Source organism: Pseudomonas sp. P108 (genome assembly GCF_032613195.1).
Taxonomy (GTDB): Bacteria; Pseudomonadota; Gammaproteobacteria; order Pseudomonadales; family Pseudomonadaceae; genus Aquipseudomonas.
On sequence record NZ_CP126691.1, the window covers coordinates 4,935,380 to 4,951,783 of the forward strand.

16 protein-coding genes are annotated in these 16,404 nt (G+C 60.8%); 4 read left to right on the top strand and 12 right to left on the bottom strand.

Annotated elements, in window-relative coordinates; genetic code table 11:
- Nucleotides 1–37 precede the first annotated feature (37 nt).
- Together QOM10_RS21695 and QOM10_RS21700 are read right to left on the bottom strand one after the other, a co-directional pair.
- Nucleotides 38–1,438 carry a PLP-dependent aminotransferase family protein gene (locus QOM10_RS21695; protein ID WP_316916922.1) on the bottom strand — a complete coding sequence of 467 codons (1,401 nt, stop codon included), beginning with the start codon at nucleotides 1,436–1,438 and terminating at the stop codon, nucleotides 38–40.
- Nucleotides 1,439–1,628: 190 nt separating this feature from the next.
- On the bottom strand, nucleotides 1,629–2,390 hold the full coding sequence (locus QOM10_RS21700; RefSeq protein WP_016983635.1) for an SDR family oxidoreductase: 762 nt from the start codon (nucleotides 2,388–2,390) through the stop codon (nucleotides 1,629–1,631).
- Between the two features lie 237 nt (nucleotides 2,391–2,627).
- Between QOM10_RS21700 and QOM10_RS21705 the strand changes: the two genes are divergently transcribed.
- Nucleotides 2,628–3,632 carry an NADP-dependent oxidoreductase gene (locus QOM10_RS21705; RefSeq protein ID WP_150750545.1) on the top strand — a complete coding sequence of 335 codons (1,005 nt, stop codon included), beginning with the start codon at nucleotides 2,628–2,630 and terminating at the stop codon, nucleotides 3,630–3,632.
- 127 nt (nucleotides 3,633–3,759) lie between these two features.
- Here QOM10_RS21705 and pyrF read toward each other — a convergent pair whose 3' ends face one another.
- Entirely contained in the window at nucleotides 3,760–4,458 is a 699-nt protein-coding gene (gene pyrF, locus QOM10_RS21710) for an orotidine-5'-phosphate decarboxylase (RefSeq protein WP_162483045.1), read from the bottom strand.
- Between the two features lie 284 nt (nucleotides 4,459–4,742).
- Here pyrF and QOM10_RS21715 point away from each other — a divergent pair, with 284 nt between their 5' ends.
- From QOM10_RS21715 to xopAW, 3 genes are all read left to right on the top strand, one after another.
- Entirely contained in the window at nucleotides 4,743–5,504 is a 762-nt protein-coding gene (locus QOM10_RS21715; protein WP_316916923.1) for a response regulator, read from the top strand.
- Nucleotides 5,504–6,553 carry a sensor histidine kinase gene (locus QOM10_RS21720; RefSeq protein WP_316916924.1) on the top strand — a complete coding sequence of 350 codons (1,050 nt, stop codon included), beginning with the start codon at nucleotides 5,504–5,506 and terminating at the stop codon, nucleotides 6,551–6,553. Before QOM10_RS21715 ends, QOM10_RS21720 begins: the two co-directional genes overlap by 1 nt.
- A 235-nt stretch (nucleotides 6,554–6,788) precedes the next feature.
- Complete coding sequence (gene xopAW / locus QOM10_RS21725) at nucleotides 6,789–7,643, top strand: XopAW family type III secretion system calcium-binding effector (protein WP_316916925.1); 855 nt, start codon at nucleotides 6,789–6,791, stop codon at nucleotides 7,641–7,643.
- A gap of 540 nt (nucleotides 7,644–8,183) precedes the next feature.
- On the opposite strand, the gene QOM10_RS21730 is transcribed toward xopAW, so the two are convergent.
- From QOM10_RS21730 to QOM10_RS21770, 9 genes are all read right to left on the bottom strand, one after another.
- Complete coding sequence (locus tag QOM10_RS21730; RefSeq protein ID WP_160041436.1) at nucleotides 8,184–9,236, bottom strand: AI-2E family transporter; 1,053 nt, start codon at nucleotides 9,234–9,236, stop codon at nucleotides 8,184–8,186.
- 69 nt (nucleotides 9,237–9,305) lie between these two features.
- Entirely contained in the window at nucleotides 9,306–10,112 is an 807-nt protein-coding gene (locus QOM10_RS21735; RefSeq protein ID WP_316916926.1) for a DUF4892 domain-containing protein, read from the bottom strand.
- 115 nt (nucleotides 10,113–10,227) lie between these two features.
- Nucleotides 10,228–11,082: an alpha/beta hydrolase gene (locus QOM10_RS21740; RefSeq protein ID WP_127929362.1), complete on the bottom strand. Its 855-nt coding sequence runs from the start codon at nucleotides 11,080–11,082 to the stop codon at nucleotides 10,228–10,230.
- Nucleotides 11,079–11,885 carry an alpha/beta fold hydrolase gene (locus QOM10_RS21745; RefSeq protein WP_127929363.1) on the bottom strand — a complete coding sequence of 269 codons (807 nt, stop codon included), beginning with the start codon at nucleotides 11,883–11,885 and terminating at the stop codon, nucleotides 11,079–11,081. The genes QOM10_RS21740 and QOM10_RS21745 overlap by 4 nt, the downstream gene beginning before the upstream one ends.
- A gap of 275 nt (nucleotides 11,886–12,160) precedes the next feature.
- Complete coding sequence (locus tag QOM10_RS21750; RefSeq protein ID WP_077574107.1) at nucleotides 12,161–12,604, bottom strand: hotdog fold thioesterase; 444 nt, start codon at nucleotides 12,602–12,604, stop codon at nucleotides 12,161–12,163.
- A gap of 31 nt (nucleotides 12,605–12,635) precedes the next feature.
- Nucleotides 12,636–14,291, bottom strand: coding sequence for an AMP-binding protein (locus QOM10_RS21755; protein WP_316916927.1), 1,656 nt, complete (start codon nucleotides 14,289–14,291; stop codon nucleotides 12,636–12,638).
- A gap of 203 nt (nucleotides 14,292–14,494) precedes the next feature.
- Complete coding sequence (sixA, locus tag QOM10_RS21760; protein ID WP_007917466.1) at nucleotides 14,495–14,947, bottom strand: phosphohistidine phosphatase SixA; 453 nt, start codon at nucleotides 14,945–14,947, stop codon at nucleotides 14,495–14,497.
- Nucleotides 14,944–15,291: a DUF4389 domain-containing protein gene (locus tag QOM10_RS21765; protein WP_008087808.1), complete on the bottom strand. Its 348-nt coding sequence runs from the start codon at nucleotides 15,289–15,291 to the stop codon at nucleotides 14,944–14,946. The genes sixA and QOM10_RS21765 overlap by 4 nt, the downstream gene beginning before the upstream one ends.
- Before the next feature lie 21 nt (nucleotides 15,292–15,312).
- A complete protein-coding gene (locus tag QOM10_RS21770; protein WP_064391581.1) occupies nucleotides 15,313–16,338 on the bottom strand; it encodes an NAD(P)H-dependent glycerol-3-phosphate dehydrogenase in 1,026 nt (341 codons plus the stop codon).
- Between the last annotated feature and the right edge of the window lie 66 nt (nucleotides 16,339–16,404).

The following is a 16,404-nucleotide window of genomic DNA, read 5'->3' on the forward strand; positions in this document are numbered from 1 at the left end:
GTCGGAATAATGGCAAAAAGCTACGCCCGCGTCGTTTTCAGAACACTTGAGGTCGATCCGCACCGGTGTTGCGGAAAAACTGCCGAGCGCGCGGGTCGCAGGCGTACGCGACGTTAATCCGCAGCCAGTCGCCCGCCTCGCCACTGGGGCTGAAGGCATCCGGCGCTGACAGCAACACGCCACAGCGCTGCGCCTGCCGGCGTATTCGAGAATGATCGGTCATGCGCGAACGCGCCCAGATGAACAGCCCGCCTGCAGGTTTGCCGAAAACCTCCCAATCGGCATCCTCCAGGGCCTGCAAAGCGGCAGCCCGGTCAGCATTCAGGCGTTGACGCTGGCGCTGTACCAGTTTGCGGTAAGCGCCACAACCCATCAGGCTGGCCAGTACCGCCTCGGAAAACCTTGATGCGCCCAAGCCGCTGATCATCTTGACCTGCGCCAGCCGCCTGACAATTTCGCTGTCGGCGAAGACGAACCCGACCCGTAACGAACTGCTCAGGATCTTGGAAAAACTGCCCACGTAGATGACCCGTCCCTCATCGTCCAGCGCTGCCAGTCGTGTACCGTTACCGGTGTGCAAGTCCGCGTAGACATCGTCTTCGATCAAGCGCACATCGTAGGCTTTGCTCAGTTGCAGGATGCGTTGCGCCACGCTTGGCGACAGGCAACTGCCGGTAGGGTTGTGATGATGACTGTTGATGAACACCGCACCTGGCCGAAACTGTTGCAGCAAAGCCTCGAGTGCTTCGATGTCCGGCCCGGTCGGGGTGCGGCGCACCTCAAGCATGCGCACGCCATGCAGGCGCAGCAGGTCGAACAGCGGCGCATACCCGGGGGTTTCGACCACCACGCAGTCACCGGCCTTGAACAAGGTGCGCACGATCAGATCCAGCGCATGACTGGCGCCACAGGTACTCAGCAACTGCGAACTGCGGGCCTCGATACTGAACAGCTTGAGGCGTTTGACAATCTGCTCGCGCAACGCTGGAAGCCCCAATGGCGTGCTGTAGTTGAACAGGCTGGCCATGTCGGTACGAGCCACCTCGCGCAGCGCATAGCTGAGGTCGTCAGGCTCACGCCAGCTTTTCGGCAGACCTCCGGCCCCCAGTTTCAAGCCGCCTGCGGCCTCGCAGACGGCATCGCACCAGGCAAACCGGCCTTCGAATGGCGCCAGTTCATCCTCTGCACCCAGCATCGCTGGCGCGGCAGCGACGATGAACCCGGTGCCTTGGCATGAGCTCAAAACACCCTGCGATACCAGCCGTTCACACGCCTCGACAACACACGACTGGCTGAGCAGATTGCCTCGAGCAATTTGCCGAACCGAAGGCAAACGGGTAGCCGGCGGCACACCACTTTGCAGGATCCACTCCGTCAGTCCGTCAACAATCTGCTGCACGACCGGCACCATTGCCTGTCGATCAATTCTCAATTCCATGAGCAAGCAAACTCCTGTCCGTTTTGCTGGCGGCAGTAAATCACAGCCGCGCCGGACAGGCTGTGCGACAACGCCGCCAAAAGCGACCGTTCTAACGGTTTGATACACATTGTTTAAGGGGCTTCACGGAACTGACCGTGATTCAAAAAAAAGCCCGCAAGGAATGCGGGCTGTTTTTCCTGAGTTCAGTTCAGAATGCGGTGACTCCGCCGTCCACGGCCAGCGAGTGACCGGTGGTGAATGCTGCACCGTCGCTGCACAGATACAACACGGCACTGGCGATTTCCTCGACTTTGCCGATACGGCCGACCGGGTGCATGGCGTTGGCGAACTCGCCCTTCTTCGGATCGGCCTCATAGGCACGGCGGAACATGTCGGTGTCGATCACCGCCGGACACACCGCGTTGACGCGGATTTTCTTCTTCGCGTATTCAATGGCGGCCGATTTGGTCAAACCGATCACCGCGTGCTTCGACGCCGCATAGATGCTCATCTTCGGTGCCGCGCCCAGCCCCGCTACCGAGGCGGTGTTGACGATCGCCCCGCCGCCCTGTGCCAGCAACAGTGGCAGTTGATACTTCATGCACAGCCAGACGCCTTTGACGTTGACCCCCATGATCGCGTCGAACTCATCCATCGAGCCGTCGGCCAGTTTGCCTTTTTCGATTTCGATGCCGGCATTGTTGAAGGCATAGTCCAGACGGCCGTAGGTATTGATGACCTCGTCCATCAGATTTTTCACTTCGCTTTCGACGGTCACGTTGCAACGCACGAACGTCGCTTCGCCACCGGCGGTACGAATCAACGCGACTGTGCCTTCGCCCCCTGCCGCATCCAGGTCGGCGACCACCACTTTCAGGCCCTCGGCGGCGAACGCCTGCGCGGTCGCACGGCCGATGCCGTTGGCCGCGCCAGTGACTACGGCAACCTGACCGGAAAACGTCATGCTCATTGTTATGTCCTCGAAGGGCTAGATGCAGGGGATTTGTAGATTCGCAGCATAGTCATTGAGGTCTGCCGCACGTCAGCACTATCCAATGGCTGTTTATGTACCCATGCACCGCAGTGATAAAACCATGCCAGTGATTATCACTGCACTGGATCGGCGTGCATTCGCCGCATCAGCCAACCTTGCGCCAATGCCGCTGAGGGTCTATCAACAAGGCTTCATTCCGTTCGAGTGCCTGCCATGACCAACCAGACCAATCGCCAGTTCCTGCTCGCCAAACGCCCGGTGGGTGCGGCCAACCGCGAGACCTTCACCTATCAGGAAGTACCGGTGGGCGAACCGGCAGCGAACCAGATTCTGGTCAAGAACGAATACCTGTCCCTCGACCCGGCCATGCGTGGCTGGATGAACGAAGGCAAGTCCTACATCCCCCCGGTCGGTATCGGCGAAGTCATGCGTGCACTGGGCGTGGGAAAAGTCATCGCCTCGAACAATCCCGGATTTGCCGTCGGCGACTACGTCAACGGTGCCATTGGCGTGCAGGATTACTTCCTCGGCGAGCCAAGAGGTTTCTACAAAGTCGATCCGAAACTGGCACCGCTGCCGGTTTATCTGTCGGCACTGGGCATGACCGGCATGACCGCTTACTTTGCTTTGCTGGATGTCGGCGCACCGAAGGCCGGCGACACTGTTGTCTTGTCCGGTGCGGCGGGCGCAGTGGGCAGCATTGCCGGGCAGATCGCCAAGATCAAAGGTTGCCGGGTGGTCGGCATTGCCGGCGGCGCCGACAAATGCAAATTCCTCATCGATGAACTGGGCTTTGACGGTGCCATCGATTACAAGTCCGAAGATGTCGTGGCGGGACTTAAACGCGAATGCCCGAAAGGTGTGGACGTGTACTTCGACAACGTCGGTGGCGACATCCTCGATGCGGTATTGAGCCGCTTGAACATGAAGGCGCGTGTAGTGATCTGCGGCGCGATCAGCCAGTACAACAACAAGGAAGCAGTCAAAGGCCCGGCCAACTATCTGTCGCTGCTGGTCAATCGCGCGCGGATGGAAGGTTTTGTGGTGATGGACTATGCCGCGCAGTACGCGAATGCAGCGCAGGAAATGGCCGGGTGGATGGCCAAGGGGCAGCTCAAGAGCAAGGAAGATATCGTCGAAGGCCTGGAGACTTTCCCGGAAACGCTGATGAAATTGTTCAGCGGTGAGAACTTCGGCAAGTTGGTGTTGAAGGTTTAAGGCCAGCACAAAAACCAATGTGGGAGCGAGCCTGCTCGCGAAAGCGGTGGTTCAGTCGATACTGACTTCGACTGATACACCCTCTTCGCGAGCAGGCTCGCTCCCACATTTGGATCTTCAGTGTGGCTTAGGCGATTTCGGCTACAACCGACGCCAGCGCCTGTGCCGGATCAGCCGCCTGGCTGATCGGACGGCCAATCACCAGATAATCGGACCCGGCATCCAGCGCCTGACGCGGGGTCAGAATGCGGCGTTGATCGTCCTGCGCGCTGCCCGCCGGACGAATCCCCGGGGTCACCAGTTGCAGCGACGGATGCGCGGTTTTCAGTGCCGTGGCTTCCAGCGCCGAGCACACCAGACCGTCCATGCCAGCCTTTTCGGCCAGTGCAGCCAGTCGCAGCACTTGTTCCTGCGGTTCGATATCCAGGCCGATACCGGCGAGGTCTTCACGCTCCATGCTGGTCAGCACGGTCACGCCGATCAGCAGCGGTTGCGGGCCGCTACGCTTGTCCAGCTCTTCACGGCAGGCGGCCATCATGCGCATGCCACCGGAGCAATGCACGTTGACCATCCACACGCCCATCTCGGCGGCGGCTTTCACGGCCATCGCGGTGGTGTTGGGAATGTCATGGAATTTCAGGTCGAGGAATACTTCAAAACCCTTGTCACGCAGGGTGCCGACAATTTCTGCGGCGCAACTGGTGAACAGTTCCTTGCCCACTTTGACCCGGCACAGTTTCGGGTCCAACTGGTCGGCCAGCTTCAGTGCGGCGTCACGGGTGGGGAAATCCAGGGCGACGATGATAGGAGTCTGGCAGGCGGACATGAATGGGCTCTCAGGCAGGTCGAAATCGGCGCGCATTGTAGCGGAACCGGCGGCAACGCGGCACCCGATGATCGGTAAATCGTCGCGCCGGCCGTGATCAGCATAGCGCTCGCTGCTATTGTGTCGACTCCGATACACAGCCGACACGCCAGCAACAAGCGCCCGCGCTAGCCTCGCCAGCCGCAACACGTCCTTACATCAGCACTTCCCGCCTCACGGCTGGACGCCTATGCTGAAACCACCACCTCGCAGCCCATCTTTTGTGGTTGGCGGCCTACTGGCAGATGAACAGCCTCATGCACAACAACCAAATGACCGCGACGGATGAGCCTAAAGACGACAAGCGCTGGAGCATTCGTGCGCTGATCGTCGATGACGACGTGCCGATCCGCGAGCTGATGATCGATTACCTCGCGCGCTTCAACATCCACGCCAGCGGCGTCACCGACGGTGCAGCCATGCGCCAGGCGATGCTGGCCGAGCATTTCGACGTCGTCGTGCTGGATCTGATGCTGCCCGGCGAAGACGGCTTGTCGCTGTGCCGCTGGCTGCGCGCCGAATCGGACATCCCGATCCTGATGCTCACCGCCCGCTGTGAACCGACCGACCGTATCATCGGCCTGGAACTGGGCGCCGATGACTACATGGCCAAGCCGTTCGAACCGCGTGAACTGGTCGCCCGCATTCAAACGATTCTGCGTCGGGTGCGCGATGACCGAACCGAACAGCGGGCCAACATCCGTTTCGACAACTGGCGCTTGAACGGCGTTCTGCGTCAGTTGATCGCCGACGATGGTCTCGTAGTGCCGCTGTCCAACGCCGAATTCCGCCTGCTTTGGGTGTTTATCGAAAAACCTCGCCGGGTGCTCAGCCGCGAACAATTGCTCGATGCTGCCCGTGGTCGCTCAATCGAAGCCTTCGACCGCAGCATCGATCTGCTGGTGTCGCGTCTGCGGCAAAAACTCGGCGACGATCCGAAAGCCCCACAGCTGATCAAAACCGTGCGCGGTGAAGGTTACCTGTTCGACGCGCGAGACATCGGCTGATGCGGGCGCGCTTCGACACGCTGTTCGGCCGCCTGTTTGGCGTGCTGTTCGTGGCGATCGTCCTCGCGCACCTGCTGGCTTTTACCTGGTTCCGCCTCTACGGCCCGCCCCCGCCTCCGCCACCTCCGGAGTTCTCCCAGGGCGCCGACGGCCAACCGATGGCGCAGGACCCGCGCTACCCGCCACGGCCCCCGCGCCCATGGTTCGGTGGGCCGGTGGTGCCGCTGACCTTCCAGTTCATCACGCTGATGATCGCGGCGTGGTACGGCGCCAAACTGCTCAGTCGCCCGATCCAGCGCCTGAGCGACGCCGCCGAACGCCTCAGCGAAGACCTCGACAGCCTGCCACTTGATGAGTCTGGCCCGCGAGAAGCACGGCAAGCGGCGCACACCTTCAACCTGATGCAGCGGCGCATTCGCGAACAGGTGCAGCAACGCGCACGCATGCTCGGTGCCGTATCCCACGACCTGCGCACGCCGCTGTCTCGGCTGAAACTGCGCCTGGAAAATATCAGCGACGAAAAGCTGCAAGGCCAGATGCGTCAAGACCTGGACGACATGATCGGCATGCTCGACGCCACCCTCACCTACCTGCACGAACAACGCACCAGCGAAGCCTTGCAGTTGATGGATGTGCAGGCGCTGGTCGAATCGCTGTGCGAAAACGCTCAGGACCAGGGCGCCGACGTGCAGGTCAGCGGCCATTGCGCACCGCTGCCGGTACAACCGATGGCGTTGCGTTCGTGCATCAATAACCTGATGGACAACGCCCTGCGTTACGCCGGGCAGGCGCGGATTGAACTGCAGGATCAGCGCGAACAACTGCTGATTCGCGTGATCGACCACGGCCCGGGAATTGCCGAAGACAAGCGTGAGGCGGTGTTTGAACCGTTTTATCGGCTGGAAGGCTCGCGTAATCGCAATTCCGGCGGTGTGGGGCTAGGGATGACCATTGCTCGCGAGGCGGCGCAACGTTTGGGTGGCCAGCTCAATCTTGAAGAAACCCCGGGCGGCGGCCTTACCGCCATCATTCGCCTGCCACGCCCCTGAGAACGCCACCGACTCACTGTGGGAGCGAGCCTGCTCGCGAAGGCGTCAGCTGATCCAACATCTTTTTTGGATGTACCGGCCTCTTCGCGAGCAGGCTCGCTCCCACAGGGTTCAGCGATGTTCATTCTGCCGTGTGTACCGTCCGGTACAAACCCCACATACCCCGGACAACTGGCGCCCTGACCCTGCATAAGCCGGTACACCCACCGGTTTGCCATTTCAGGGAGTGAGTCCGATGATCGGTAGCGTCAGCAACTACACGAGCTATACCAGCACCAGCAGCACCTCCACGCAAAACGCGCGCAGCCAGCAACTGCAAAAAGAACTGTTCGCCAAACTCGACAGCAACAGCGACGGCGCGGTGGATCAGGACGAACTGAAAAGCGCCCTGTCACAGAAATCCGACGACGGCCTGCTGGTCAACCTGAGCAAACAATTCGGCGATCTGGACAGCGACGACAGCGGCAACCTCAGCGTCGAAGAAATGACCGCCATGGCGCCCCCGCCGCCGCCCGGTGATCAAGCCCCCGACACCGACCTGGCGGACGCCCTGATCAGCGCCCTCGACACCGATGGCGACGGCGCCATAAGCAGCGACGAACTGAGCAGCGGCCTGACCAGCGCCGGCAGCACCGCCGACAGCAACGAACTCTTCTCCGCACTCGACAAGAACAAGGACGGCACCGTCAGCCAGGACGAACTCACCGCCAGCCTGACCCCACCACCGCCTCCGCCACCTCAAATCAACAGCGACGAACTGTTCAGCCAGCTCGACGCTGATGGCGACGGCAGCGTGACCGCGACCGAACTGAGCAGCGCACTGCAAGCCAGCGACAGCGCGACTTCAACCACCAGCACTGACACCAGCGCAGCGCTGCTCAAGGTTCTCGATAGCGACAGCAGCGGTGGCGTGAGCAGTGATGAACTGAAAGCGGCTTTACAGGCCGGCCGTGAACGACCTGACGAAGAACAGACCGCTTCGACCCAGAGCACGACAGAAGCGCTGAACCGCATGATTGCCAATTTGAGCAAGCAGTACTCGCTGGAGAAGACGGCGTCGGTGGGCAAGTATTTGAATGTGGCGACTTGAGTCGACGCCCCTCACCCTAACCCTCTCCCAGAGGGAGAGGGGACTGATCGAGGTGTTTGGGAGAGCTACGCCGGCGTGCAATACCGCGTTGAACTCAGATCATGAAAAGCCCGAAAATCGGCTCCCTCTCCCTCGGGAGAGGGCTGGGGTGAGGGGCGAATCCAACACCGAACAAAAGCCGACCTCTTCACCACTCAACAGGATGAGCGTTAGCTCGGCTGCAGCTCTTGATCTGTAAGGCGACGTCGGAAGGCTGAGTGGAGGGATTGATCCGGGCGTGGGAGCGCAGCGACCGTTTGGCGCAGCCAAACACAGCGGGAGTAGGTGCAGCGAAGCAAACCGGAGACGCTGCGCCCGGATCGATCCCGGAGCGAAGGAACCCCGAGCCCCAGCGAGCGGGCCGCACGCAGGAGCAAGCCTTTTTGGTTACTTTTTTCTGGGCCGGCATTCCGGGCGTCTGGAAAAAGTGACCCGCCGTAAGGGCGGAACCCTAAGCAGCCGTTACCGCAGCAACGGATATTCACCCAAAACCCAAAACCGCTAGCGCCGCTCTTCAACCCGAGACTGACTCTTGCTCCAATCCGTCAACAAACTATAAGCCACCGCCAACAACGTAGGCCCGATAAACAACCCGATAAACCCAAACGCAATCAACCCGCCAAACACCCCAAGCAACACAATCACCAACGGCAAATTCCCGCCGCGACTGATCAGATACGGCTTGAGCACGTTATCCACGCCACTGATGATGAATGTCCCCCAGATCCCGAGAAACACCGCCATCCCATACTCACCCTTCCACGCCAGCCAGGCCGTCGCCGGCACCCACACCAACGGCGGCCCCATCGGAATCAGACTCAACAGAAAGGTGACAATCCCCAGCACCAACGCCCCCGGCACCCCGGCAATCAAAAACCCGATCAACGCCAGAACCGCCTGCGCCGCCGCCGTGCCGATCACGCCGTTGACCACGCGCTGCACCGTACCGGCCACCAGCTCGATGTAATACCCGGCGCGATCGCCGATCAAGCGCTCCAGCAAACTGTGCACAAACGCCGCCAGTCGCGGCCCGTCACGGTAGAAAAAGAACACAAAGACAATGCTCAACGTCAGTTCGAGAATGCCACCACCAATCTGCGCACTGCGCGCCAGCAGCCAGTTACCGACCTGCCCCAGATAGGGTTTGATCGATACCATCAATGCGGCACCCTGCTGATCAATGCTGTTCCACAACCCGACCAACCGCTCCCCCACAAACGGCACAGTCCCCAGCCACGCTGGCGCCTCAGGCAGACCGTCGACCTGCACATCCTTGATGAACGCCGTGGCATCACGCACATGATCGGCCAGATTGAACCCCAGCCACACCAGCGGCGCCGCCACCAGCAGCATCCAGCCCAGCGTCAGAATCGCCGCAGCCAAGGACTCGCGACCATTGAGCCAACGGGTCAGCAGGCGCATCAGCGGCCAACTGGCAAACGCCAGCACCGCGCCCCAGAACAGCGCCGACCAGAACGGCGCCATCACCCACAGGCTGGCACCAAACAACACCAGCAGCAGGATCTGCACCAGCAGGCGATCGTTATTGAGCATGTAAGGTCTCGAAAAAGTCAGTCAGGCAAAGAGTAGGCGAACACGCGGTTCGTGCTCGCCCGCAACAGCTTAACGCAACAGATCGATGCGCAGGCCAGAGCCTTCGACACTGCCGGTTTCCATGCGTGCCGCCCGCACACCCTGATTGATCAGCGCCTCACGCCAGGCTTCGGCCTTGGGCCCGGATACCGTGACGCGCAACGTCGTGTCGAGGTTAAGACCTCGGGAAATCAGGCGTAGCCAGGTGTCATCCGGCTCATTCACGCGATCAGGGAAGTCCAGCTCACCGGTGCTTTTGAGCTGACGTAACAGGGTCGCCGAGGTCGGCAGCAACTCACCCAGCGGTGCCACTGCCTCGAATTGTTCGACATGCAGATAGGCTTTGCGATTGCCGCGGGTGATGCTGTAAAGCGCCACCAGCGTGTTGTCCCGCGGTGCCGCCAGCCTCAACAGCAGATAGGCCTGTTGCTCGTCGGCGCCATACAGTTTGGCGTTACCGAACACCTCGTTGGCCCACAGACTGCTTTCGCCGCAATCACGCGCCTGACACCAGAACAACAATTCGGCGTCCTGTTTTTGCAGGGCTTCGCGAGCGGCGGTGAAGGCTTCGGTGGCAGAGTGTTCGGGGGGCAATTCGTAGGTCACCGAAGTGGTCAGGCCACGGGCGGTGACCTGACCGTCGAAACGCAGCTGGCCACTGATCTTGCGGATCGAGCCCAGCGGATAGATGCGCTCCAGTTCAACCGGAGGGCGATAGTCGACGATCTGTGCATCGGCCAGACGCGGCACGATCTGCAGATCCTGACTGCCCGGCACATCGGCGGCGAACGAAACGGTACTGAAACAGCACAGTGCCAACAGACTGAGTGACCGCATAGTCAGGCTCATCGGATCGGCATGACTGGGTAATTCGAGGTCGCAGCGGTATAGAAATCCATCGTGGTTGTCTCCCATTTCAACCCGACCAGCCTCGACAGTTGCCCGCAGCAAGTCAAGGAATGGCGAAGAACCGATTGAAACAGTCTGCGACAAGGTCGGCCCCGGCCTCATCGTTCAGGTGCAAATGGTGCCCACCCGCCAACTGTTCCCGGCTAAAGGGTAGACGTTCCAGCAACTCGGGATGTTTGGCCAGCATGCCCTCAGCCGCGACCACCAAGTGCGCCGGGCAACTGACTCGCAGCGCGAAAGCCATCGCCTGTTCCTCGGTCAGGCGCAGCGGCGATGGCAGGGTCAGGCGATTGTCGGTGCGCCAGGTGTAGCCACCGGGCACCGGCATCAGTCCGCGCTGAGCCAGCAATTCGGCGGCCTCACGGCTGACTGCGACCAGACCTTTCATGCGCGCTTCGATAGCGCGATCGAGGGTGTTGTAGACCGGTTTGCGCTTCTCGTGCAGATCCAGTTGCGCTTGCAGGGCCATGCCCATACGTTCGGCGGCGTTTTCGCCTTTGTCTGTAGGCGGAATCACGCCGTCAATCAGCGCCAGATGGCTGATGCGTTCCGGCAACGACCCCGCCAGCACCAGCGAAACAATCGCGCCCATCGAATGCCCAAGCAGGCCGAACCGCTTCCAGCCCAGTTGCTCGGCGACTTGCAGCACGTCATGGGCGTAGTCCCACAGTGCATACCCGGCACCGTTCGGCCGATGCCCGGAATGCCCGTGCCCGGCCATGTCCAGCGCGATGATGCGCAAGCCTTTGAGCTTCGGCGCCAAACGGGCAAAGCTGTTAGCGTTGTCGAGCCAGCCATGCAGCGCGATCACCGGCACACCGTCCTCGGGCCCGAACAAATGCGCGGCCAGTTCGATATGCGGCAGGCTCAGGCGCACTTCTTCGAAGGTCGGGCTCATGCGCAATCCTTGTCCTGGCGGTTTTCCCAGCGGTTGAACAGGTTTTTCAACAGGCGCGCGGTGTCCTGCGGACGCTCAAGCGGGAACATGTGTCCGCCGGGCATGCTCAGTGCCTCGCCTTGGGCCAGACGTGAAACGAAACGGGTGTGATGGCGCATGACCACGCGACTCTTGTGCCCGCGCACCACCGCCAACGGCACCTGCAATTGACGCGTACGGCCAGGGCTGGTGTGCGGCACGCCGCGATAGATGCTGATCTCGGTCGCCGGGTCGAAGCGCAGGCGCAGCTTGTCGCCAACCTGATGCAAACCGTGCTGCAGGTAGGCATCGAAGCATTCCGGATCGAAACCACGGAACAGTGTCTTGCCAGCAAAATAGCTGCGCGCACTGTCGAGGTCGGCGAACTCTTCCCGTCGACCAAGGGTGCGGCCTGCCGGAGTCAATTTGTCGATGAAACCAAAGCGCTTGGCGGCACGGATCACCCATTGATCGGTGCGGGTCAGCACCGGCGAGTCAAGCATCACCACGCCGCGATACAACTCAGGACAACGCAGCGCTGCGTGCAAATGCAATACACCGCCAAAGGAATGGCCGACGCCCCACACCGGTTGATCCTGCTGCTGCAAATGGTGGATCAGCTCATCAACGAGGTTGTACCAGTTGTCGTCCGCCGGAAAACGCGGGTCATGGGCATGCTGTTCCAGATGTGCAACCCGATACTCGGGCGCCAGCGCCGCGAACAACTTGCCATAGGTACCCGAGGGAAACCCGTTGGCGTGGGCGAAAAAGATCGGTTGCGACATGCTGGTAAATCCATGAGCAGGAAACGTGGCGTTGATTGTCCGTAAGACCGCGCCCGACAGCAATGACCGTAACTGCCAGTAATGATGACAGTCCGGTCAGGGCTATGGTGAGTCAGTCGGATCGCTACCCCCTCACCCCAGCCCTCTCCCCCAAGGGGGCGAGGGGGAAGGGAGCAGATTTGCATGAGTTTCAAAACCTGAGTTCGGCTCGATAACTCAGGTCGGCGCAACTCGAACATCCAGCCCGGTCAGTCCCCTCTCCCTCTGGGAGAGGGTTAGGGTGAGGGTGGCTGCTCACCCAGCGGTACCACTGCCATGGTCAGCCGCGACACACAACTGGCCTTGCCTTCATCGCTGGTCAGACGGATATCCCACACATGGGTGGTGCGACCGATGTGAATCGGCTTGGCCACCGCCGTCACCCGGCCACTGCGCAAGCCGCGCAAATGATTGGCGTTGATCTCAAGCCCCACGCAATAAAACTTGCTGGCATCGATGCACAGGTAACTGGCCATCGAACCGACGGACTCCGCCAGTACCACCGACGCGCCGCCGTGTAGCAAGCCATACGGCTGATGAGTGCGATGGTCGATGACCATGCTCGCGGTCAGCGATTCTTCGTCGAACGCTTCGAAGCGGATGTCGAGTACTTCGCCGATGGTGTTTTTCTGGATTGCGTTCAACTGCTCGATGTTCGGGGTGGTGCGCCACAAGCTCATCGCAGACTTCCTTTGTTGTTTTAGTGGTCGCTCAATCCTGCCACAGCACCGCCTCGCTGCGCTCGCTCCATTCTTCGAAACGCGCGCCATAGGTGTCTTCGATGACGTTGCGCTTGATCTTCAGGGTCGGTGTGAGAAAGCCGTTCTCCACGGCCCAACTGTCTTTGACCACTACCAGTCGGCGCAGGCGTTCGTGCTTGTCGAGTACGGCGTTGACCTCTTCCAGGAGTTTTTCCAGGCTCGAATGCAGGCTTGCCCGGCCCTCTTCCTGATTGACGCTCGACAGCACACACAAGCCCAGCGGCGCACTCAAACCGTCGCCAACCACACACACCTGTTCGATCCGTGAATGCACTGCCAGGCGATTTTCAATCGGCGCCGGGGCGACGTATTTGCCCTTGCTGGTCTTGAAGATTTCCTTGAGCCGACCGGTCAGGCGCAGGTGCCCTTCTGCATCCTCTTCGCCCTTGTCGCCGGTGCGCAGAAAGCCATCCGCGGTAATCGTTTCTGCGGTTTTCAGCGGCTCCTTGAAATAGCCGAGCATGTTCGCCTGACTGCGTACCTGCACTTCGCCCGATTCATCGATGCGCACTTCGACATCCGGACACGGCTTGCCAATCCAGCCCTGTTTGTATTGCCCGGGCAGACAGATGTGCGAGTAACCGCAGCCCTCGGTCATGCCATAGACCTCCAGCACATCAAGGCCGAGTTTTTGATACCAGGCAAGCAAGGTCTGCGGCACTGGCGCGGCACCGGATAATGCTACCCGCAAGGCGTCCAGCCCCAGCCCCGCCAGCACTTTGTGCCCGACCCGTTTGCCAATGAATGGCAGGCCAAGGAGGAAGTCGAGGCGCTTGGCCGGGATCTTGCTGTACACGCCCATCTGGAATTTGGTCCAGATGCGCGGCACGCCGAACATCGCGGTCGGCCGCGCGCGCTGCAAGTCAGTGATAAACGTCTCAAGGCTCTCGGCGAAGAACACTGTCTGCCCGGTGTAGATCGACGCCAGTTCAACGAACATGCGCTCGGCAACGTGGCACAGCGGCAAGTACGACAGCAGTCGGTCGCTCTCGTTGAGGCCGAACAGTTGCGTGCCACGGGTCGTGGCAAAACCGAGATTGGCAAAACTGTGCATCACGCCTTTGGGCAGGCCGGTGGTGCCGGAGGTGTAGATGATCGTCGCCAGTTGCTCGGCCGCCGGGCGCGGATCGTCCTGAATCGGTGAGCTGCGCTGCAGGTCGGCCCAGCTGAAATCGAAATCCCCGGGCGGATGCAGCGGCAGGCTGATGGTCGGCAAATCGGCCGGCACGCCTTTGGCCATGCCCGGCCAGTCATCGAGTTTGCCAATGAAGGCCAGGACGCTTTCCGAGTGATTGAGTACTTGCGCGACGGAGTCGGCGGTGAGGTTGGGATACAGCGGAACAGAAACGTGCCCGGCCATCCAGATCGCCAGATCGGCAATGATCCAGTGTGCGCAGTTCTTCGAGATCAGGGCGATGTGGCTGCCTTGCGGCAACTCACGCGCACGCAACCAATGTGCGGCGCAACGGGCCTGATGGCCGACATCCGCCCAGCTCAGCGTTTCGACCTGGCCGCCACCGACGGGCTGCACCAGAAAGCGCTGGCGCGGGTGCCGGGCTTCACGCTCGTAGAACACGTCCAGCGGCAAACGGAAGGCAGCAGACATGCGACTCGCTCCTGTTTTTGGGTCTGGAGCAAGCGTAGTCAACCAAGCAAGTGCTTGGTTGGAAAATTTAAACAAATAATTTCAGGATGTACGCAGAAACCAATGTGGGAGCGAGCCTGCTCGCGAATGCAGTGTGTCAGACCCATAAAGGGTGAATGACACGCCGCTTTCGCGAGCAGGCTCGCTCCCACAAGGGATCAGCGTTACGGGTGTTTGAGGCTGTTAAGGGTCATCGAGCCAATCAGCAACTCAGGGCTTTCCAGCTCGGCCAAGCCAGCAGTACTGACCTTCTCCGGCGGATACCCGGCGCCATGCTGCAGATAGCTCAGCAGATTGCCCACCAACGGGTTATGGCTGACCAACAGCACATTGCTCACCGACACCAGTTGATCGGTGACCTTGTCCGGATCAACCTCCGGCGTCAGCCACTCGACCGTGCGAATCTCCGGCTCGAAACCCAGCGCCTCACGAACAATCTGCGCGGTTTGCTGCGCGCGCAGATAGGGGCTGGCGTAAATCGCCGTCAGCGGCTGGCCAATCAAACGCGCAGCGCTGCTCAAAGCTTCTTTACGACCGTGCTCGGTCAGTTCCCGTTCGGAATCGGGGCACGAGCCGTAAGGCACGGCCTCACCGTGACGCAACACCCAGAGTTTCATAGCTTGGGTTCCTCATCTCGAACCGGATGCGGCGCCGGCGCGACGGCGTGTGGCGCCTCACCTTCCGGAGTACGCGGCGTTGGCCAGTCGGCGAACGGCCACGGTTTCTGGTCGCTGTGGAAGCTGCCGAAGCGGCCGATCTGCGCCAGAAACTGGCTCAGGCTGTCGCCGAAGTTCATCAGGCTGGCGCTCGGCGCGCCATAGATCAAACGATAGATCAGTTGCACCAGCACCACTGCGCCGAGGATGAACTGCGCCACTTGCCAGACCAGCACATAGACGATCATCCACAACACGCGCAGGAGGATGGATTCGTACTTGGCTTCGGTTTTCGGATCGTTCATGGCTTGCTACTCCCGGCTCACTCAGTTGAAACCACTGGTGGAAATAAAGTCGACGTCGGTTTTCGGCTCGGCCCGCATCAATAGACCGATCACCTGCTCCAGCGTGCGTCCTTCAAAGAGGATCGCATGCAGCCCGGCGACCAGCGGCATGTACACGCCGACTTCCTGGGACTTGGCCTTGAGCACTTTGAGCGTGTTGACGCCTTCGGCGACTTCGCCAAGACGCGACACCGCTTCGTCGAGGCTCAGGCCCTGGCCAAGGGCGAAACCGACTTGATAGTTACGGCTCTTCGGCGAGGAACAGGTGACGATCAGATCGCCGACACCGGCCAGACCGAGGAACGTCATGGGATTAGCACCCTGATTCACCGCAAACCGCGTCATCTCGGCGAGGGCGCGAGTGATCAGCATGCTCTTGGTGTTCTCGCCCATTTCCAGCGCCACCGCCATGCCGGCGATGATCGCGTAGACGTTTTTCAACGCCCCGCCCAACTCGACGCCGAAACGGTCGGCACTGGCGTAAACGCGGAAGGTGCGACCGTGCAGCGCGGCTTGCACTTGTTTACAGAGTTCTTCGTCTTCGCTGGCGACCACCGTGGCGGTCAGCGCATGTTCAGCGATTTCCCGCGCCAGATTCGGCCCGGACAGCACGCCGATGCGCGCTTGCGGGGCGATCTCTTCAAGAATCTGGCTCATCAGTTTGAAGGTCTGGGCTTCGATGCCTTTGGTCAGGCTGACCAGCATCTTGCCGCTCAACCGCTCGGCGTGGGCGGCGAGTACCGTGCGCAATGCGCTGGACGGCAGCGCGACGAAGCACAAATCACAGGCGTCGAGGGTTTCCTGCAGGTCGGTGACGGCGGTCACCCCCGGCAGAATCTTGATGCCTTTGAGGTAACGCGGGTTTTCGCGATTGACCCGGATGGCCTCGGCCTGCTCGGGGTCACGCATCCACTGCCGGACTTGATGGCCATTCTCGGCCAAAAGATTGGCCACGGCGGTACCAAAACTTCCGCCTCCCAGGACCGCAATCGGGCGCTGTTCAGTCATATGCAATCCGTTAATCCATACCAGTGGCGATGGCGGCATTATACGGGGCAGCCCGGTCGCGGCCAG